The following is a 16,360-nucleotide window of genomic DNA, read 5'->3' as shown; positions in this document are numbered from 1 at the left end:
GACATGAAGATAAGAACAAGGAAGAGCCTCACGGAGAAACAAATGGGGTACTTGTTAATCTTGCCTGCAATTCTGATCGTATTAGTCATTGCCATATGGCCGGTAATCCGATCGTTTTGGATAAGCCTGTACGATATTCGGTTAAATGACCCGACAAAAACACAAATTCACAGCAACTATGGAATTGATATGGAACGGTTTGTTGGAACGAATCCGTTACTGCTCAGAGTGTTGGAAAAAGAACGGAAACAGGCTGATCCACAAACGGCAGAACTTTTGAAAACAATGAAGCAAACGATTGAAAGCCAGTTAGCCGTACTCAAGCAGGATCAATTGTTTGATTCACGATATAAAGAGATTGACCAATTGTTGTTTGAATTCAAACCCATACCGCAACAGTTGAAATACATTGAAGCCGAGACTGATTTGATTACTCCCTTAACCAAAACGCTTGGCGATGCAGAGCTCACACTATCACAACTCGGAACGGATAAAAAGTTGAAAAAACCGGAGGATGCCATCGGTCTGGCACGTGGAGTGAAGGCGTCGATTATTGTGCCGAACTACATCGGGTTTACGCACTATCAGGAATTTTTGAAAGACAAGCGCATGTGGGAATCGTTATGGAATACGGTATTGTTTACAGTTATTTCTGTTTTTATTGAATTGGTATTAGGGCTTTGGATTGCTTTGTTGATAAACAAACAGTTCAAGGGAAGGGGCCTGATCAGGGCATCAGTCCTGATTCCGTGGGCGATTCCGACCGTCATATCAGCCATGATGTGGAAGTTTCTCTACGATGGTCAGAACGGAATCGTCGCCTATTTCTTTGAAAAGGCAGGCTTTATTTCAGAGATGGGATTGCTTTTGACAACCAAAGCGGGTGCCATGTTTGCCGTTATTTTCGCAGATGTGTGGAAAACGACACCATTTATGGCTCTGCTCCTGTTTGCCGGGTTACAGACTATCCCTCAGTCCCTGTATGAAGCTGCTGAAGTAGATGGTGCTTCCAAGAGACAACAATTTTTTCATATCACCTTGCCCCTGTTGAAGCCGACCATCCTCGTCTCCTTGCTGTTCCGTACATTGGACGCTTTTCGCGTATTTGACCTGATTTATGTATTAACTGGTGGCGGCCCTGCGAATTCAACAGAGACAATCTCCATTTATGCATACAAGACCATGTTTGCTCAAATGAACTTTGGTGCCGGGTCAGCGCTTTCGGTTCTTGTCTTCATCTGCGTCGCCTTGATCAGTGTGGGCTATATCAAGATTCTCGGCACGAACTTAATCAGCGACGGCAGTGGAAAGTGAGGGAACTATTCATGCAGAAAGAAGCAGGAAAACTGTTTTACTTGTTCATTGTCGTCTTTGTTTTAGCAGTCATGTTTCCTTTCATTTGGCAGTTTATCACATCACTTAAGCCGCCTTCCGAGCTGTTTGGCGAAAGTGCATTTCGCATGACGATAGACAATCCTTCGCTGGAGAACTATGAACGAGTCTTTACCCAACGTCCGTTTCTTACGTATTTATGGAACAGTACGGTTGTTGCTACGTTGACAACTGTGTACTCCATTGTCATTGCGTCTTTTGCAGCTTATGCGATTGCTTGGCTCAACTTTCGAGGCAAGTCCATTATTTTGGGACTGATCCTCGCCGTATCGATGTTTCCACAAATCGCAACCATCTCTCCAATCTTTCTATTCCTGCAAGAGACAGGGCTGGTTAATAGCTACTTAGGACTAATTATTCCGTATACGACTTTTGCTCTTCCTCTTGCTATTTGGAACATGACCGTATTCTTCCGCAAGATACCATACGACTTGGCGGAGGCAGCCAAAATGGACGGGGCATCGGTTTTGCAAACACTTATAAGAGTGTTCTTTCCATTAGCACTGCCTGGTGTTTTTACAACCGCTATTCTCGTATTTATTGCTGCGTGGAATGAATTCTTGTTTGCTCTTACCATCAACACCAAGGAAAGCATGAAGACCGTTCCGGTTGGGATTGCCATGTTCCAGGGCAAATACACCATGCCTTGGGGAGAAATTGCGGCTGCGACCATCCTCGTAACCATCCCGCTAGTGATCATGGTACTCATCTTCCAGAAGCGAATTGTTTCTGGATTAACCTCGGGAGCAGTTAAGGAATAAAGGAATATTTAATGAAATAGACGGGGAAAATCTGGGTAAGAATCTTTTGGAGGAATATTTTCATGAAGGTTGCCATCATGGGTGCGGGGCTATCTGGGTTAGCATGTGCTCTTACCTTGGAGAGAAACGGGATCGAACCGTTTATATTTGAAAGTCGCAGCGAGGTTGGGGATCGTTTTGTGAATGGAGAGGTGTTGCTTTCTATTTTTACTCGGCCTGTCCATGATTGTATTGCTTCGATGTCAGAGCAATACGGTATCTATCTCCAGCCTACGGGGAATATCCAAAAAATGACGATCTATTCAAAACACGAGAAGGCAATCGTTGAAGGACACCTAGGCTTTACCAATATTCGGGGGAAAGAGCAAGATTCGTTTGAAAAGCAATTGGCACGCCAGATAAAATCACAAATTACTTTTCAATCAAACAAGACGTATGAGGAATTGTTGGGAGATTTCACTCATGTAGTAATGGCAACAGGGGACGGTGAATACGCAAAAAGAACCAAAAATTACCGAGAAGATTTCACGGTCTCAATCAAGGGAGCCACAGTGGAGGGAGAATTTGATCGTTACGAAGTAAGAACCTGGATTGATTATGACATCACGCCTTTTGGATACGCCTATCTGATTCCCTACTCTCAAAAGGAGGCAAACATCGTTATTGCGATCCCTGATATTCAGGCGAACCAGAATCGAGATAAACAGGTTTTGTGGGATGCCTTTTATAGCAAGGTATGTTCTGAATTGAATCAATCCCTACGAGTAACCGATCAATTCCAAATCACGGGTTACCCGATAGGTATCTGCCATACTGCCAGAATCGGCAACACGTTTTACGTAGGAAATTGTTTCGGCTCGATGATGCCATTCATGGGATTTGGACAATATGCTGCATTGTTGACAGGAATCTTTGCAGCCTATGATTTGTGTGGTCTCGGCAATTACATTGAACTGACAAGGCCGCTACGAAAGAGTTATGAAAATTCTCTCGTACTGCGCAGAGCGATGGAGCAGCTCTCCAATGATACATTGGATCAAATCATCCATATGTTAAGTGGATATTGGGGAGAGAAACTGTTCCAAACCAAGACAATTAATCCGTTACAATTGGCGAGCTACCTGCTTCGACCCTACCTAAATATGAAAAATGGGGTGACTAAATAGCGCAAAGAACTGCTTCCCCAAAAAAGTTGCGAGTTGCCTGATTGATCAGGAATGGTGGGGCAAACCTCTATCGCAAATGGTTAATGATGCGATAAGGCAAATGAAACAGCGGCTACCTAAGACCTAAAAATAAAGTCTTAGACTGACCGCTGTTTTTTTGCTAGTCGTCGCAATAGCTATCGGGAGCTAGTTACTTGCAAGATTACTGATAACATCAAGCAACACATTTGCACCAGCCACCAGATCCGGTCCTGATGTACATTCGCGAGGGTTATGGCTTATGCCCCCGATACTCGGTACGAAAATCATGGCTGCCGGGCATATGCGAGCGATCATTTGTGCATCATGTCCGGCACCGGACGTCATTCGCTTGCCGGACAATCCGCGTTGCTCGGATGCTGCTTCCACCATTTTGACGATCGTTGCATCAAACGTGACAGGTTCAAAGCGAGCCATGCGTTCTGTAGTGATCTTCACCCCTTCGGCAGCAGCAAGATCTGTGAGATAGGAACGTAACGCCGCTTCTTCAGCTTGTAAGCTTTGTTCGTTGGGATTACGCAGATCAACGGTGAATACTGCGCAAGAAGGGATAATATTAACTGCATTTGGCTCAAAGCTGATACAACCAACCGTTGCTACAGTAGGCGTTTGTGAACTCGTCGCCCGGTCACGCAGGAATGAAATTACACGTGCCGCTGCGTATCCCGCATCTGAGCGCATTGATATCGGTGTGGTACCGGCATGATTTGCTACACCTTCAATTGTAATCCGCTGCCACGAAATACCTTGGAGGTTCTCCACCGCGCCGATCTGTATTCCCTCTCTTTCCAATACGGGGCCTTGTTCAATGTGAAGCTCTACATACGCATGTGGTTTCAAAAACCCAGGATCCTCAGAACCTGCATAGCCGATCCGTTCCAATTCCTCTCCAAGTACGGAGCCGTCGGTACCGACAGAAGAGAGTGCATCCTCTACAGACAGACCGCCAGCATATACAAGTGACCCCATCATGTCGGGCGTATATCGCACACCTTCTTCATTCGTAAACGCAGCGATAACGATAGGGCGAGAAGGAACAAAGCCAGCAGTCTGCAAAGTCTGAATCACCTCGATGCCTGAGAGCACACCATAACACCCGTCGTACACTCCCGCATTGATCACAGTATCAATGTGCGATCCGACCATAATAGGTGCTTGATCATCTTCACTTGAAGCTCGCCAAATACCAAAAATGTTGCCGATTTTGTCTACCGCAACCTCCAAATTCGCCTCCTTCATCCAGGAAACAAGAGCATTACGGCCTTGCTTGTCCGCATCGGAAGCTGCCAGTCTGACGAGTCTGTCCTCTCCGTCACGGCCAATTTGCCCTAGCTGCTCAATTCGGCCCAACAATCGTGCAGCATCGATCGAAATGATGGAAGAATGGTTAGCCATTTAACTTTTCCCCTTTTTAATGAATGTAATGATTGGCATTCAATCCGACTAAAAAGATGGATACATGCCGTCCCATACGATATTTCTGTATCCCTCGGGATCTGTGTCGCCTTCTGTACTAATTAGTAGAATTCTTGAATCCTTGTTAATTTGGAGTTGCGAAGCTATTGGGTGCAACGCTTGTTCTTCCCGAATAAGACTGAGAACACCTAAACCGACAGCGCCTGATTCTCCGGAAATGACACGGGGATCTCCAGGTAATGGGTTGCCGAGCATCCTCATGGCTTTTGCCGATACATAGTCCGGACAGGAGATATACATATCTGCATAATCTCGTAAAAGGCCCCAAGCCACTGTACTAGGTTCTCCGCAGGCTAGACCGGCCATAATGGTTGGCATAAAACCAGTTACCGCATGAGGTTTTCCGTCATTTATTGCAACGGATTTATAAATACATGCTGCTTCATTCGGTTCCACTATGATTGTGATCGGCCTGTTTTTGCCAAATCTCGTTACGAAATATCCAAGAACACTTGCCGCAAAGGAGCCTACACCAGCTTGCAAAAACACATGCGTCGGCCATTCATCTCCTTCTAAATTTATCTGTTCAAACGTCTCGTCAATGAGCGTACAGTATCCTTGCATTATCCAGGTGGGGATTTCTTCATAGCCAACCCATGAACTGTCCTGTATGAATACCCCGTTATTCTCGTCGGCATATTGCTTGGCCAACCTTACAGTATCGTCATAGTTCAGCTCGGTGATCGAAGCTTTTGCACCTTCATTTTTAATATTATTCAAACGGATTTCGGAGGAGCCTTTGGGCATAAACACAACTGATTTTTGTCCCAACTGGTTTGCGGCCCAGGCAATCCCTCTGCCATGGTTCCCGTCTGTAGCAGTAACAAAGGTAATACTACCCAGTCTCTCTTTCATTTCTCTCGACTTCAAAATCTCAAATGAAAGTTCCGAAATATCTATGCCCAGTTTTTTTGCTAAGTACTTTCCAACCGCATAGGATCCGCCCAATACTTTAAAAGCATTGAGGCCAAATCTGTAAGACTCGTCCTTTATCCATATATTCTGAACATTCAGCTTGCGTGATAATGCTTTCAGACTGTGCAGAGGAGTCACCTGGTATTCAATAAAACTCTTGTGAAAGTTTCTGACCTTCCCAATCACTTCTTGGTCCATAAAAGGTACGGAAATGTGCTCGGTTTCGATTTTTCGCACTTGTTTATTTGCGATGTACTTGAATGAAGTGTTGTCTATCATTTTCGTTCCTCCTGTTACAAATTCAATCAACGCTTTAAAATAGCTTTGATTTCATCCTCCTTTGTGATCCATCATTTGAATAGCGATGAAAGAAGAAAAACACAAAACGTAATATGTGATATATTACATATTACCCAATGTAATTATTCTATGTCAACTTAATAGGGTTTGAGAGAATCGTCTCATATTGAAACCAACAAATTGTACGTGATATATTACATGCAGGTAGTAGAAGGAGGGGGCGTATCATTTGTTAATGGAGCATGCCAAAAAAGTTAAACGTTCATCCATTCGTGAGCAAGTATACCTTCAAATTCAAGAGTGGATTATTAGCGGCGTGTTAAAGCCAGGTGATAGATTAAAAGATCAGGATTTAGCGGAAATATTAGGGGCAAGCCGTACGCCTATTCGTGAAGCCCTGTTGAGACTGGAAGAAGAAGGAATGATTCAAAGTAAGGCGAATAGCTGGACACAAGTAGCTCCCGTTGATATTAACCAGGCGTATCGTCTATATCCGATTATCTGGACGCTGGAGAAGCTTGCTGTTTCATTTGCCAAAGCAAATATTAAGGAAGAGCATATACAGGAATTGGAAGCTATTAATGAAGAACTGGATCAGGCTTTAAAGCAGGGAGATGCGCTTGGCGCCCAACACCATGATGCTCGCTTTCACCAGGTGATTATCAATTTATCGGAAAATGAAGAGCTTATTCATGTGCTGGATGGTTTGAAAAAAAAGCTGCGCCGTTATGAAATTACCTACTTCAACGGTATTTCGGGGGCTGAACAATCGGTTGAAGAACATAAAAAAATCATTCATTCGTTAAAAGAAAAAAACTTTGAAGATGCCGCCGAAAGAATAGAAGCCAATTGGCAGGAGAGTTTTCAACGTCGTCTATCCAATATGGAAGTAGAGAATAGTACTGCAAGGCTACCTGGGGAATGAAGTGCTCCTGGTAGCCTTGCTTTGTTCTATCAGTCTGCTACTTCATGCCGAACTACATACATTCTGAATAACTGAATGTATAACACGATACTGATCAATGCGGATACTAGGATGATGCTGAAAATTCCCATAGGAGTGATCCAACCGGAGAGGAATACGGTTAGTGGCGATATAAATTTTCCAACGGTGTTCTGCATGCTGTCGGCTGCCATGTACTGTCCTCTTGCATGCTCCGGGGCATAGTTGCTGATGAAGCTTTGTGTCACTGGAGTGCGAACAATCTCTCCAAAGGTAAAAAAGATCGTAACGAAAAACAGAAACCATATATTGGTGTCGAGCCCTAGAGCAAATGTGCCTACTCCCGACAAAAGCGATGACAGAATGAACACATCACGCTCTTTCCACTTCTGGAACCATTTCGTTACTGGAAGGATAAACAGGACAAACAGCAGCCCGTTAAATCCTACCAGCCACCCATAAATGTCTGTACTGGAAAGTGTAAGGGAATTTTCATTCCATGTGAACAACGTCTGGGCAGGCACATCATTGATGACGTATACAGGCATATAAAGATCCAGTTGCATGATCGGTATCAAGGAAAAGATGCCTGCCACAAGGTAAATCAGAAACACTTTATCCTTCAAAATGACCCCATATCCCTGCCACTGTTCCTTGAATACGTTGGTAATAGAAGTGGATTCTCCTGATTTTTTCGCTGAATCTGGTATGGTTTCATGTACAATGAAATAAATTGCGAGATAATACAGCAGCAGGACCAAAGCACAAGTCCACAATAGCTCTTGTCGGTAATGGAAGAAGAAAATGGCTCCCAGTGCAGGTCCAAGCACCGCTCCAATGTTATTGGCAGTCATAAACGTTGCAAAGATTTCACGGCGATTTTGCGGGGGAACCAGATCTGCAACCATAGCGGAGCTAGCAGGCTTGTAAATGGCGAATCCCAGGCAGAGGCCAATAAAGGCGATATAATCGATCCAGTGAGACAAGGACAAGGCAAACAGCACAAACATCATCGTCTGTAGCAAAGCACCGAACAGCATCACGGGGCGTCGACCGAATCGGTCTGCTAAAGCACCTCCGAGCAGACTCCCGACAAGGCTGAATATTGGTGGAATGGTCATCAAGATTCCGGCGATGTGATTTCCTAAGGCCAAACCAAAATAGACGGTAATAAACGGAAAGTACATCCAGAACAGCAAGTTGAAGAGTCCTTCGCCGATTAACCGTACTTTTAAATTGTTATTCCATAACCGAATTTGCATCAATAGCCTCCTCTTTCTGTCACAAAAAGTTTCCCCGGCCGGGTATAAAAAACTATAGGGGAATAGGCAAATAAAATATAGACTTATATTTCCAATTGGTTTATACTAATAATATGAAAGTTGAAAAAGGTGTAGTTTAATTCAAATGTTTCACAAAACGAACATATGTTCTTAAAAGATAAAGACGCTCCCCAGGGAAGCGTCTTTTTTGTCAGATAAGAATGTATAAGTTTGAGATTCCTTTCATTCCTGCCCCGGATCAAGTGTACTCACTGTGTGCCTGAACTCTGTTTTCAGCCTATCTTCCATTTTCTCACCAGTAGGCCCCTTGATTTTGTAACAGGGTGGGAAAGGTGTATTGCGAACTGCATGAGCCTCCGGAGAGTGCCACACTTGGAAAAAGGAACGATCGCGAACGTTCCCCATTAGGGAATAGTCTTTGGCGATGTCACATCCCAACACATCAAAAGTGGAGGTGATATTAATGTGTGTCAACCCAACTGAACATGAGCTGCACTCGAAACTAGCATCGTCACTCAATGTAAATTCAGGCTCAACGTAAGCAGATCCACCTGAACGCATCTGTATACGCAGAGAAGGAAGGAACAGGTCAGATGGAAACTGACGTGAGTACTCATCCAGATTCAGCCAGAAATGAAGAGCGTCGTCGTCATCGAGAAGCAGCTCTGGGTGCTTAAGTGCTTGCTCTGTGCGCTGAATATTTAAAAAGTGAAAGCGTTTGATATCCGGGTAGAACTCTTCGATCAGAAGGTGTGCGGTGTCCTTATTAAGCTTATGGACAACACAGGCCAATTGAATTTGTATCTTTGTACCTTTCAGCGCTCGAATATTGCGAACCACATCATCAGTCCGGCCTCTTGAAATATCATTAACCGATGGGTCAATGGAGTCGAGTGAAACCTGGAGAATGAAATTTTTATCAGAGACCCGTTCCTCCAACTTTCCACGGAATTCCTGGTTAATCAAGATTCCATTGGTTAGAATAGCTACCCTTAGTCCTTTTTCCAAGCTATGACTAATGATGTCAAGGATGTCAGGATGTAGCAGCGGTTCCCCTCCTGCCAGAGTCAAGTTGAAGACACCTAATTCGACTAACTCGTCAATTAGCTCTAACACCCGTCCCGTATCCATTCTCTTGCCCTTAAATGGCATTGCGTAGCAGTATTTGCATGTCAAGTTGCAGGTATCGGTCAGCCAGAGACATACAGTGAAAGGAGCGTTTAATGGCGCACGTATCATTTTTGAGGTATCCACAGGCCAGCCCCCTTTAGAAAAGCGATAAAACATTCAACTTCCTGTTCAGAGAACAAATTGGACCTGAAGTTCTCAAAGTTATGGTCCCCCTGTTGATATGCGATCTTGAGTTCGTAATAGAGTGCAAGGCCAGATTTATTCAGCTTAAATACTCGGTCAGATTGGGGTTCAAACAGGATCGCGCCGAAATCCTCCTTGCGAACAACCGCAGTGAACATGGGATCCATATCCTCTCTTATACCCGTCCCAGCCAGCTTTGTGTAATTTGTGATCCACCTGTTCGAAAGCCATTTCACACTCCAACGAGATACACCCACCTCGAAAACTTCGGATTCAGCCGTTTCAATAGACAGTAAGCCTCCCGACAAATCTTCCTTGATCTTGGACTGTCGATTAAGGAAGTACGCATGATCTTTGCCAACAGGGAATTCCTGATTCAAAGAATACATATACAACTCAATTCTTGGAGGTTCGGCTTTCTTCCTTGACATCATTTCATTTTGATCCATCGCCCTTTGCTTGCCCCCTTTAATGCTTGGTAACCAATCAATCACGTTACAGTAAAATCCAACTAAATTCTGGAGATTTGCCTGTTGTTCCGTATGAGAAATCGGCTTTTCCTGGCTGCAAGAGTTTCGGTTGTAAAATAATCCTAAAAAACACTAACTCATTTTATGGGCAAAACCATCGATGTATGTCTATAAGGTGAGAAGTCTCCAAATCGACTTTCATGATTAAACCCCCTGCTGTGGGCAAGGGGGCATCTTTTATCTATGTATATTGATCTAAATACACACTCTGATCTTTTGCTTGTGTAAGTAAAACACGTTCAACCCACAAATGAAAGCCTTGCTGTAAATCGTTCATGTTACCTATTTCAAAAGGGTAATGAAAGATAAGCTTAAGGTACTTGTTATCTTCGTTGTCGAAAGGGGGAATATCCACAAGATCGTTATGGAAGTCATCAAAGAAAACATCCCAACATTTAGTATCATTACGCTGATAGGCTGTAGCCTCGATATCAAAGCCATTACGACAATAGGTGGGATGGCAATGTCTAAGTGAGTAGATGTTTAAAAACTCTTCGGTGATAATCATAAAATCTTCTCCCAGCGTTCCTCGACTAAAGAAATCTCCGAGCGAATTTCCTCTGATGTTTCCGTAATCTGAAAACCGTATTGATTATAGAGAAAGCGAGCAGCAAGATGCAGATTAGATGTCCATAAAAAGATTCGCTGATAACCTTTTTCCTTTGCAAAGTCGATGGCGGTTTGCATGAGGCGATGGCCTAAGCTTTTGCCTCGGGCCTCTGGTTCGAGCAGAAACCAGCGAAGCTGCGCTGTCCCCTGACCTACTTTTATGATCGCAATCGACCCCACTGGACGTCCGTCAATCTCTGCAATCCATAGATTCTCATTTGTTGGATCGAAGGAGGAAACAAATCGACTGGTTGAGTCTTGGATAAATGTTTTGAAACTGTCGTCAAAGTTATATTCATTTCCATAAATTTCAGTGTGCGAGCGAATGACATACTCGATGTCCTCTGGTACGAAGGAACGAATCATATCAGTAGAAGCTCCTTTCTTTGAAAACACCACTAGAGCCGTGAGGAAAGCAGTTTAATCCCAAGACAGACAAAGATAATAGCCGCAGCCATATTCAAATATTCACTGAAACGAGGTTTTGCCAGGAAGCGATCTCGAATCATTCCGGCAAAATATCCGAACAAACTGAAAATAATGGCTGTTAAAAGGATAAATATAGAACCAAGTACTGTTAATTGCAATGGTACATTTCCTGCCTGATAATTGATAAACTGTGGCAAAAACGTGAGAAAGAAGATTGCCACTTTGGGATTCAATACATTCATCAAAAATCCACGCAGAAACAGCCCTTTCGTTTGCGCAGTAGGCTCTGTGCTTACCTCGATCGGATCTTTTCGATGTTTGATCACTTGATAAGTAAGATAAAAAAGGTACCCCGCTCCCAGTATTTTAAAAATGGTAAACGCCAGGGCAGAGGTCTTGATAATCAGAGACAGTCCTAAAATGGCTGCCAGTGTATGGACAATATTCCCCAGGCTTAATCCGAGAGCTGTTGAAATTCCTGCTCTTCTGCCATTGGTCATTCCCTGTGTTAGCGTAAAAAGTAGATCAGGACCCGGAGCAAGAATCAATAAAATAGAAGCACCGATGAATAACAAAATCGAGGTTACGGTAAACATCGAGCGAACACTCCTTCCGAGAATTTCTTCCTAAAACGATAAACCCTCCAGTAACTGGAGAGTCAACAGAATACAGGAATTTGTATCTCGGTCAGGTAGTCTTCTTTTTTATGGGAAATGTAATGGTCAACGATGGTTCGCTCAATGGAGTCACCTGCAATGGTAAACCCGTTTTTATAAATCTCATCAAGCAGCATTCGATAATGGGGAGGGGAGTCCTGATGATTTCCTCGATAATAAATGCTAGCATACATACCTTGAGGGAGACGGTTTACAAATTGATTCGACTCTTCCAATAAAATAAAGATCGAATTGTATTCATCAAATTTATGCAGCGCCAGATTTTCTTTTGCAACGGTAAGCCCTACACCACCAATGAAAATAGAGGCGAACAAATTGGATTGCTGTTCGAGTTTTCTCAGAGACAATTCCAATTCTGGCTCACTTCGGATCGTTTCGTGCAGTCTGACGATCTTCCTTTCTTCGATTTCACGGAATCGGACAACTTCCAACTCTCTAATATTCCTTGCCAACCGCAACTCTTTCATTCGATTTTCGAATCTCTGAACATTTCGTTCCAACTCTTTTATTTTGCTTTCCGTGCTTTCTTTTTGACGTTGAAGCAGGTGAAGAAAGTCGTCAAAGTTCCTTGTTTCCAATTGTGATTTGATTTCCTTCAGCGACAACCCTAGCGCCTTTAAATAATTAATCGTATGCAATTGCTCGAATTGTTCTGTCGAGTAATACCGATAACCGTTGCTCTTATCCACCTCGATTGGCTCGAACAGGCCGATCTCACCGTAATACCGTAGCGTCTTGATGGGGGTGTTGTGAAGCTTGGCCATCTCACCGATCGAAAATCTGTTTTTCATAGTGATTATTCCTCCGTTTATGTTGGCGAGACGGTTCTCAAATAAAGCTCTTTGATCAGGGAAGTAGATTCCATATTTTGCAGCCAGTCCTTCTTGTGATCATAAAAGAAAAAAACATCAGCTTGTGGAAAATAGGTAATAAACCCGTTATGGCCATCTGTCGGATTGTCGTTATCATCAAAGATGATTTCATAGGAAGCCTCATTATCTGGACGATTTTCCATTCTTCTGTTCCACGTCCATTTTATTTCTTTGACCAACGCCTTTATTTCCTGCTGATCGGTAGTGATTAACTGATATTCTTGTGTTTGGTTATTCAAAAGGAATACATGAGAGATTCCCTCAATTTCACCAGCGATATGACTATCGACATCCAAGATAGGAGAAATTCGGAACCAATAGATGATAAGAGCAATGAAAACTAGTAAAACTGTTACAAGCGATCGTTTGAACGTCATTTGCATTCACCTCAACCTGTTTGACGGAAAATAACCCAGTATGTTCCGATAATTGAAAAGAAATGTTAATCATTTCCAAAAAAATGTAGTATCATTAGAAAATCATTGCCTGTGTAACGGGGGAAAAGTGTATGACTTTTCGGAAGGCGGCAACTGTTTTAACCATGCTTGCGATTCTTCTTTTGGGGCATGGAAATGATGGTAATGCAACAAATGCTGTATTTGAGCAAGGAAAAGGTTATCAAAAAGGAGCGTATGATCTTTCTGCAGAGCAGCCTACCTCATCTAACTGGTCAGGTCAATCACGATTTCTCGGGCTTGAAAAACAAGTGCAAAAATGGATGTTCAGTGAGGGGGCAGGAGAACAGCAAAATCTTTTTTACACTTCTCCTGTAGTCGGTGCTGATGGGACCGTTTATGCAGGTGCAGATGGCGGACATCTTTATGCAATCAAACCAGATGGCACGAAAAAATGGGCATTCAAAATTAACGGAGATTTTTCAGAAGCCCCTGTCATTGGTAAAGGTGGAGTGGTCTATTTTCGTACAACGGAAAACAAGCTTTACGCAGTTAATCCGAATGGAACGAAAAAATGGGTAGTTGGGGTTGGAAAAGATAAGCTCTCATCCGGCATTTCCATCGGTGTTGATGGAACGCTGTACTTGTGTGTTTCCGAGGTGCCAAACTCATTGTTGATTGAAAAATCATATTTGTACGCAATCAACCCCAATGGAACGATCAAATGGAAAATAGCAAATCTGCGGTTCTTCCACGCACCGGTAATCGGTGTAGACGGTACGATTTATGTGGTGAGCGGCGGAAAACTGATTGCTTTGTTACCAAATGGGCGCAAAAAATGGGAGTGTGTGGTAACAAGTAAAGAATACCCATTTGACGCTTTTTTAGTTGAGAATGAAGAACCGAAGATTGGTTCTGATGGCACCATTTATCTGGGAAGCCAGAATTCTCCAGAAATTTTTGCAATCCTTCCATCAGGGAAAGTGAAATGGAAAGTTTCGCTAAAGGAACATAGCTGGGGAAGATACGTGATTTTTAATGCGGCCATAGCGGCAGATACATTGTACGTAGCAAGCTATGACAAACTCTACGCCATTGATCTGAAGGGAAAACTCAAATGGGTAAATCCGATTGTAGAAGGGAAAAAGGCAAACATTACTGGTGAATCCCTCGTCATCAGTGCGGATGGGTTGATTTACTGGACGGGTATTTATGCGCTAACTTACGAATCGGGCTATATGGCTGTCATCGCTTTTTCGGCTGATGGAAAGCAAAAGAAGCTGTTTCAGACCACTGTCGGGATTCTTTCTGGACAGCCGGCACTCGGAAAAAACCGGACAATGTATTTTCCGTCGTACAAGAAGGGTATCATCGCATTTGGAAAATAAGTGAGGCTGACTCACTAAGTAGTAGAAACTTACTTAGGAGTCAGCCTCTATATTGTCTTACAGTGCAACATCCTCGCGAAGCAATTCTTCTGCCTTGACCATATCCGGATGCATTTCACGGTCATGCGCAAGATGAGGCACTACGGCACGCAGACGAGTATATGCTTTCTCCGTGCCTTGGCCCAATTTTCCTTCACCAAAATCAATCGCCTGTGCAGCAGCAAGATATTCGATTGCCAGTACTTTTCTTACATTGCCGACGACGGTGCGAAGCTTGCGAGCGGCTGTTGTTCCCATACTGACGTGATCTTCCTGGTTGGCAGAGGAAGGAATGGAATCTACAGAAGCGGGATGACATAACACTTTGTTCTCGGAAACAATCGAAGCTGCAGCATACTGGGTTATCATAAAACCAGAATGCAGACCGCCATTTGCCGTCAGAAAGGCAGGTAATCCACTTAACTGCGGGTTAACGAGACGTTCCGTTCTTCTTTCTGAAATGTTGGCAAGCTCAGACATGGCAATCGCCAGGAAATCGGCAACCAGAGCCATCGGCTGTCCATGGAAGTTGCCACCAGAGATGACATCACCAGTTTCAGGGAAGAGGATTGGATTGTCAGTAACGCTGTTGCATTCGATGCTTACCTTGTTCCATACATACTCGAGGGTGTCACGAGTAGCTCCATGTACCTGTGGGATACAACGGAGGCTATATGGGTCTTGTACACGCAATTCTCCTTGATCAGTTGTTCGTTCACTATCTTGCAGATGTTGGAGCAGGCGAGCAGCAGACTTTTGTTGGCCCTGGTGTGGTCGAACGGCATGCAATTGCGGATCGTACGCTTTCGGAATGCCACGAAGTGCTTCGACGGTCATCGCTGCTACTACTTCCGCATTTTCCATCAGAATACGAGCATCATACAAAGCTAAACAAAGATTCGCCGTCATGGCCTGTGTACCGTTGATCAGTGCAAGACCTTCTTTTGCATGCAACTGAATCGGTTGGATACCGGCTGCTTTCATTGCTTCTGCTCCGCTTAGACGATTGCCCTGGAATTCCGCTTCGCCTTTACCAAGCATGACTAGAACCAGATGAGCCAGAGGAGCCAGATCACCGCTTGCTCCCAGTGATCCCTGTTGCGGAATGATTGGATGAACACCTTGATTGCACATATCAATCAAGGTTTGCAATGTTTCCAGTCGAATGCCGGAAAAACCCTTGGCGAGATTGTTGATTCTGAGAACCATCATCGCACGTACCACTTCAGAGGAATAAGGCTCGCCCATACCGCAAGCGTGGCTCATGATCAGGTTTTCCTGAAGGGCACTTACGTCTTCTTGCGGGATAACTACATCGGAGAACTTGCCGAAGCCAGTCGTGATGCCGTACACAACCTTTTGATTTTGCACCATTTCTTCAACCATTTGGCGAGAACGTTGTACTTTGGACACAGCCTCTTGCGATAATTCAATACGGGTACCATAACGAGCAACTGATACGATCTGCTCGATTGTGATATTCATTCCGTCTAATGCGATTTTGTTCTGAGTATTGGTAATCATGATTGATTTTCCTCCTTTAGCATAGCAGAGAGGCATAGCAAAGGGGTTAGGAACAAGTTCCTAACCCCTTGGAAAATCCTGTATATGGTTAATATGACAAAGCTGACAAATACCTCGCATATTAAGTCTCCCCGCTATTATCGTTACTACACATTGTATTCGATAAAAGGCTTGAGGGGAAGTGTTATTTAACTCGAGTCAACGGTTGTTTGCACATATTTTTCCGCAGGAGCACAAAATGGGCGCCGAGGATATTCAAAATATAGGCATTTGTCGTTTCTCAGAGAGGTCAAATGTCATACCATGTA

The 16,360-nt window shown here is 43.7% G+C and carries 16 protein-coding genes; 5 read left to right on the top strand and 11 right to left on the bottom strand.

The genetic code is table 11. From position 1 onward, the window contains the following. Positions 1 to 3: 3 nt before the first annotated feature. The 3 genes from ACPW7N_RS06375 (at position 4) to ACPW7N_RS06365 (ending at position 3,319) form a co-directional block, all read left to right on the top strand. Positions 4 to 1,314 carry a carbohydrate ABC transporter permease gene (locus ACPW7N_RS06375; protein ID WP_425650196.1) on the top strand — a complete coding sequence of 437 codons (1,311 nt, stop codon included), beginning with the start codon at positions 4 to 6 and terminating at the stop codon, positions 1,312 to 1,314. Between the two features lie 11 nt (positions 1,315 to 1,325). After that, entirely contained in the window at positions 1,326 to 2,153 is an 828-nt protein-coding gene (locus ACPW7N_RS06370) for a carbohydrate ABC transporter permease (RefSeq protein ID WP_425650195.1), read from the top strand. 62 nt (positions 2,154 to 2,215) lie between these two features. After that, positions 2,216 to 3,319 (top strand): NAD(P)/FAD-dependent oxidoreductase, encoded by a 1,104-nt coding sequence (locus tag ACPW7N_RS06365; RefSeq protein WP_425650194.1) that lies wholly within the window; start codon positions 2,216 to 2,218, stop codon positions 3,317 to 3,319. 186 nt (positions 3,320 to 3,505) lie between these two features. On the opposite strand, the gene ACPW7N_RS06360 is transcribed toward ACPW7N_RS06365, so the two are convergent. Continuing rightward, a complete protein-coding gene (locus tag ACPW7N_RS06360; RefSeq protein ID WP_425650193.1) occupies positions 3,506 to 4,753 on the bottom strand; it encodes a Zn-dependent hydrolase in 1,248 nt (415 codons plus the stop codon). Positions 4,754 to 4,801: 48 nt separating this feature from the next. Next, on the bottom strand, positions 4,802 to 6,028 hold the full coding sequence (gene dpaL, locus ACPW7N_RS06355; protein WP_425650192.1) for a diaminopropionate ammonia-lyase: 1,227 nt from the start codon (positions 6,026 to 6,028) through the stop codon (positions 4,802 to 4,804). A 256-nt stretch (positions 6,029 to 6,284) separates the two neighbouring features. Between dpaL and ACPW7N_RS06350 the strand changes: the two genes are divergently transcribed. Next, on the top strand, positions 6,285 to 6,974 hold the full coding sequence (locus tag ACPW7N_RS06350) for a GntR family transcriptional regulator (protein ID WP_425650282.1): 690 nt from the start codon (positions 6,285 to 6,287) through the stop codon (positions 6,972 to 6,974). 29 nt (positions 6,975 to 7,003) lie between these two features. Here the strand turns inward: ACPW7N_RS06350 and ACPW7N_RS06345 are convergent, their stop codons facing one another. The 8 genes from ACPW7N_RS06345 to ACPW7N_RS06310 form a co-directional block, all read right to left on the bottom strand. Next, a complete protein-coding gene (locus tag ACPW7N_RS06345; RefSeq protein ID WP_425650191.1) occupies positions 7,004 to 8,254 on the bottom strand; it encodes an MDR family MFS transporter in 1,251 nt (416 codons plus the stop codon). Between the two features lie 243 nt (positions 8,255 to 8,497). Next, on the bottom strand, positions 8,498 to 9,529 hold the full coding sequence (locus ACPW7N_RS06340) for a radical SAM protein (protein ID WP_425650190.1): 1,032 nt from the start codon (positions 9,527 to 9,529) through the stop codon (positions 8,498 to 8,500). Then, positions 9,511 to 10,038, bottom strand: coding sequence for a hypothetical protein (locus ACPW7N_RS06335; RefSeq protein WP_425650189.1), 528 nt, complete (start codon positions 10,036 to 10,038; stop codon positions 9,511 to 9,513). Before ACPW7N_RS06335 ends, ACPW7N_RS06340 begins: the two co-directional genes overlap by 19 nt. 262 nt (positions 10,039 to 10,300) lie before the next feature. Further along, positions 10,301 to 10,627: a DUF3986 family protein gene (locus ACPW7N_RS06330; protein ID WP_425650188.1), complete on the bottom strand. Its 327-nt coding sequence runs from the start codon at positions 10,625 to 10,627 to the stop codon at positions 10,301 to 10,303. Next, positions 10,624 to 11,094: a GNAT family N-acetyltransferase gene (locus ACPW7N_RS06325; protein WP_425650187.1), complete on the bottom strand. Its 471-nt coding sequence runs from the start codon at positions 11,092 to 11,094 to the stop codon at positions 10,624 to 10,626. The genes ACPW7N_RS06330 and ACPW7N_RS06325 overlap by 4 nt, the downstream gene beginning before the upstream one ends. Before the next feature lie 32 nt (positions 11,095 to 11,126). Next, entirely contained in the window at positions 11,127 to 11,753 is a 627-nt protein-coding gene (locus ACPW7N_RS06320; RefSeq protein ID WP_425650186.1) for a LysE family translocator, read from the bottom strand. A 62-nt stretch (positions 11,754 to 11,815) separates the two neighbouring features. Further along, a complete protein-coding gene (locus tag ACPW7N_RS06315; RefSeq protein ID WP_425650185.1) occupies positions 11,816 to 12,625 on the bottom strand; it encodes a MerR family transcriptional regulator in 810 nt (269 codons plus the stop codon). A gap of 17 nt (positions 12,626 to 12,642) precedes the next feature. Continuing rightward, complete coding sequence (locus tag ACPW7N_RS06310) at positions 12,643 to 13,083, bottom strand: hypothetical protein (protein WP_425650184.1); 441 nt, start codon at positions 13,081 to 13,083, stop codon at positions 12,643 to 12,645. Between the two features lie 131 nt (positions 13,084 to 13,214). Here ACPW7N_RS06310 and ACPW7N_RS06305 point away from each other — a divergent pair, with 131 nt between their 5' ends. After that, the gene (locus tag ACPW7N_RS06305; RefSeq protein WP_425650183.1) at positions 13,215 to 14,489 is read left to right on the top strand and encodes an outer membrane protein assembly factor BamB family protein; all 1,275 of its coding nucleotides are present in this window, start codon (positions 13,215 to 13,217) and stop codon (positions 14,487 to 14,489) included. A gap of 57 nt (positions 14,490 to 14,546) precedes the next feature. Here the strand turns inward: ACPW7N_RS06305 and hutH are convergent, their stop codons facing one another. After that, on the bottom strand, positions 14,547 to 16,052 hold the full coding sequence (gene hutH / locus ACPW7N_RS06300) for a histidine ammonia-lyase (protein WP_425650182.1): 1,506 nt from the start codon (positions 16,050 to 16,052) through the stop codon (positions 14,547 to 14,549). Positions 16,053 to 16,360: the final 308 nt, after the last annotated feature.

The organism is Brevibacillus nigriterrae (assembly GCF_049846925.1).
Classification (GTDB): Bacteria; Bacillota; Bacilli; order Brevibacillales; family Brevibacillaceae; genus Brevibacillus_H.
The sequence above is the reverse complement of the archived record's forward strand: the minus strand, read 5'-3'. Positions and strand labels throughout refer to the sequence as shown.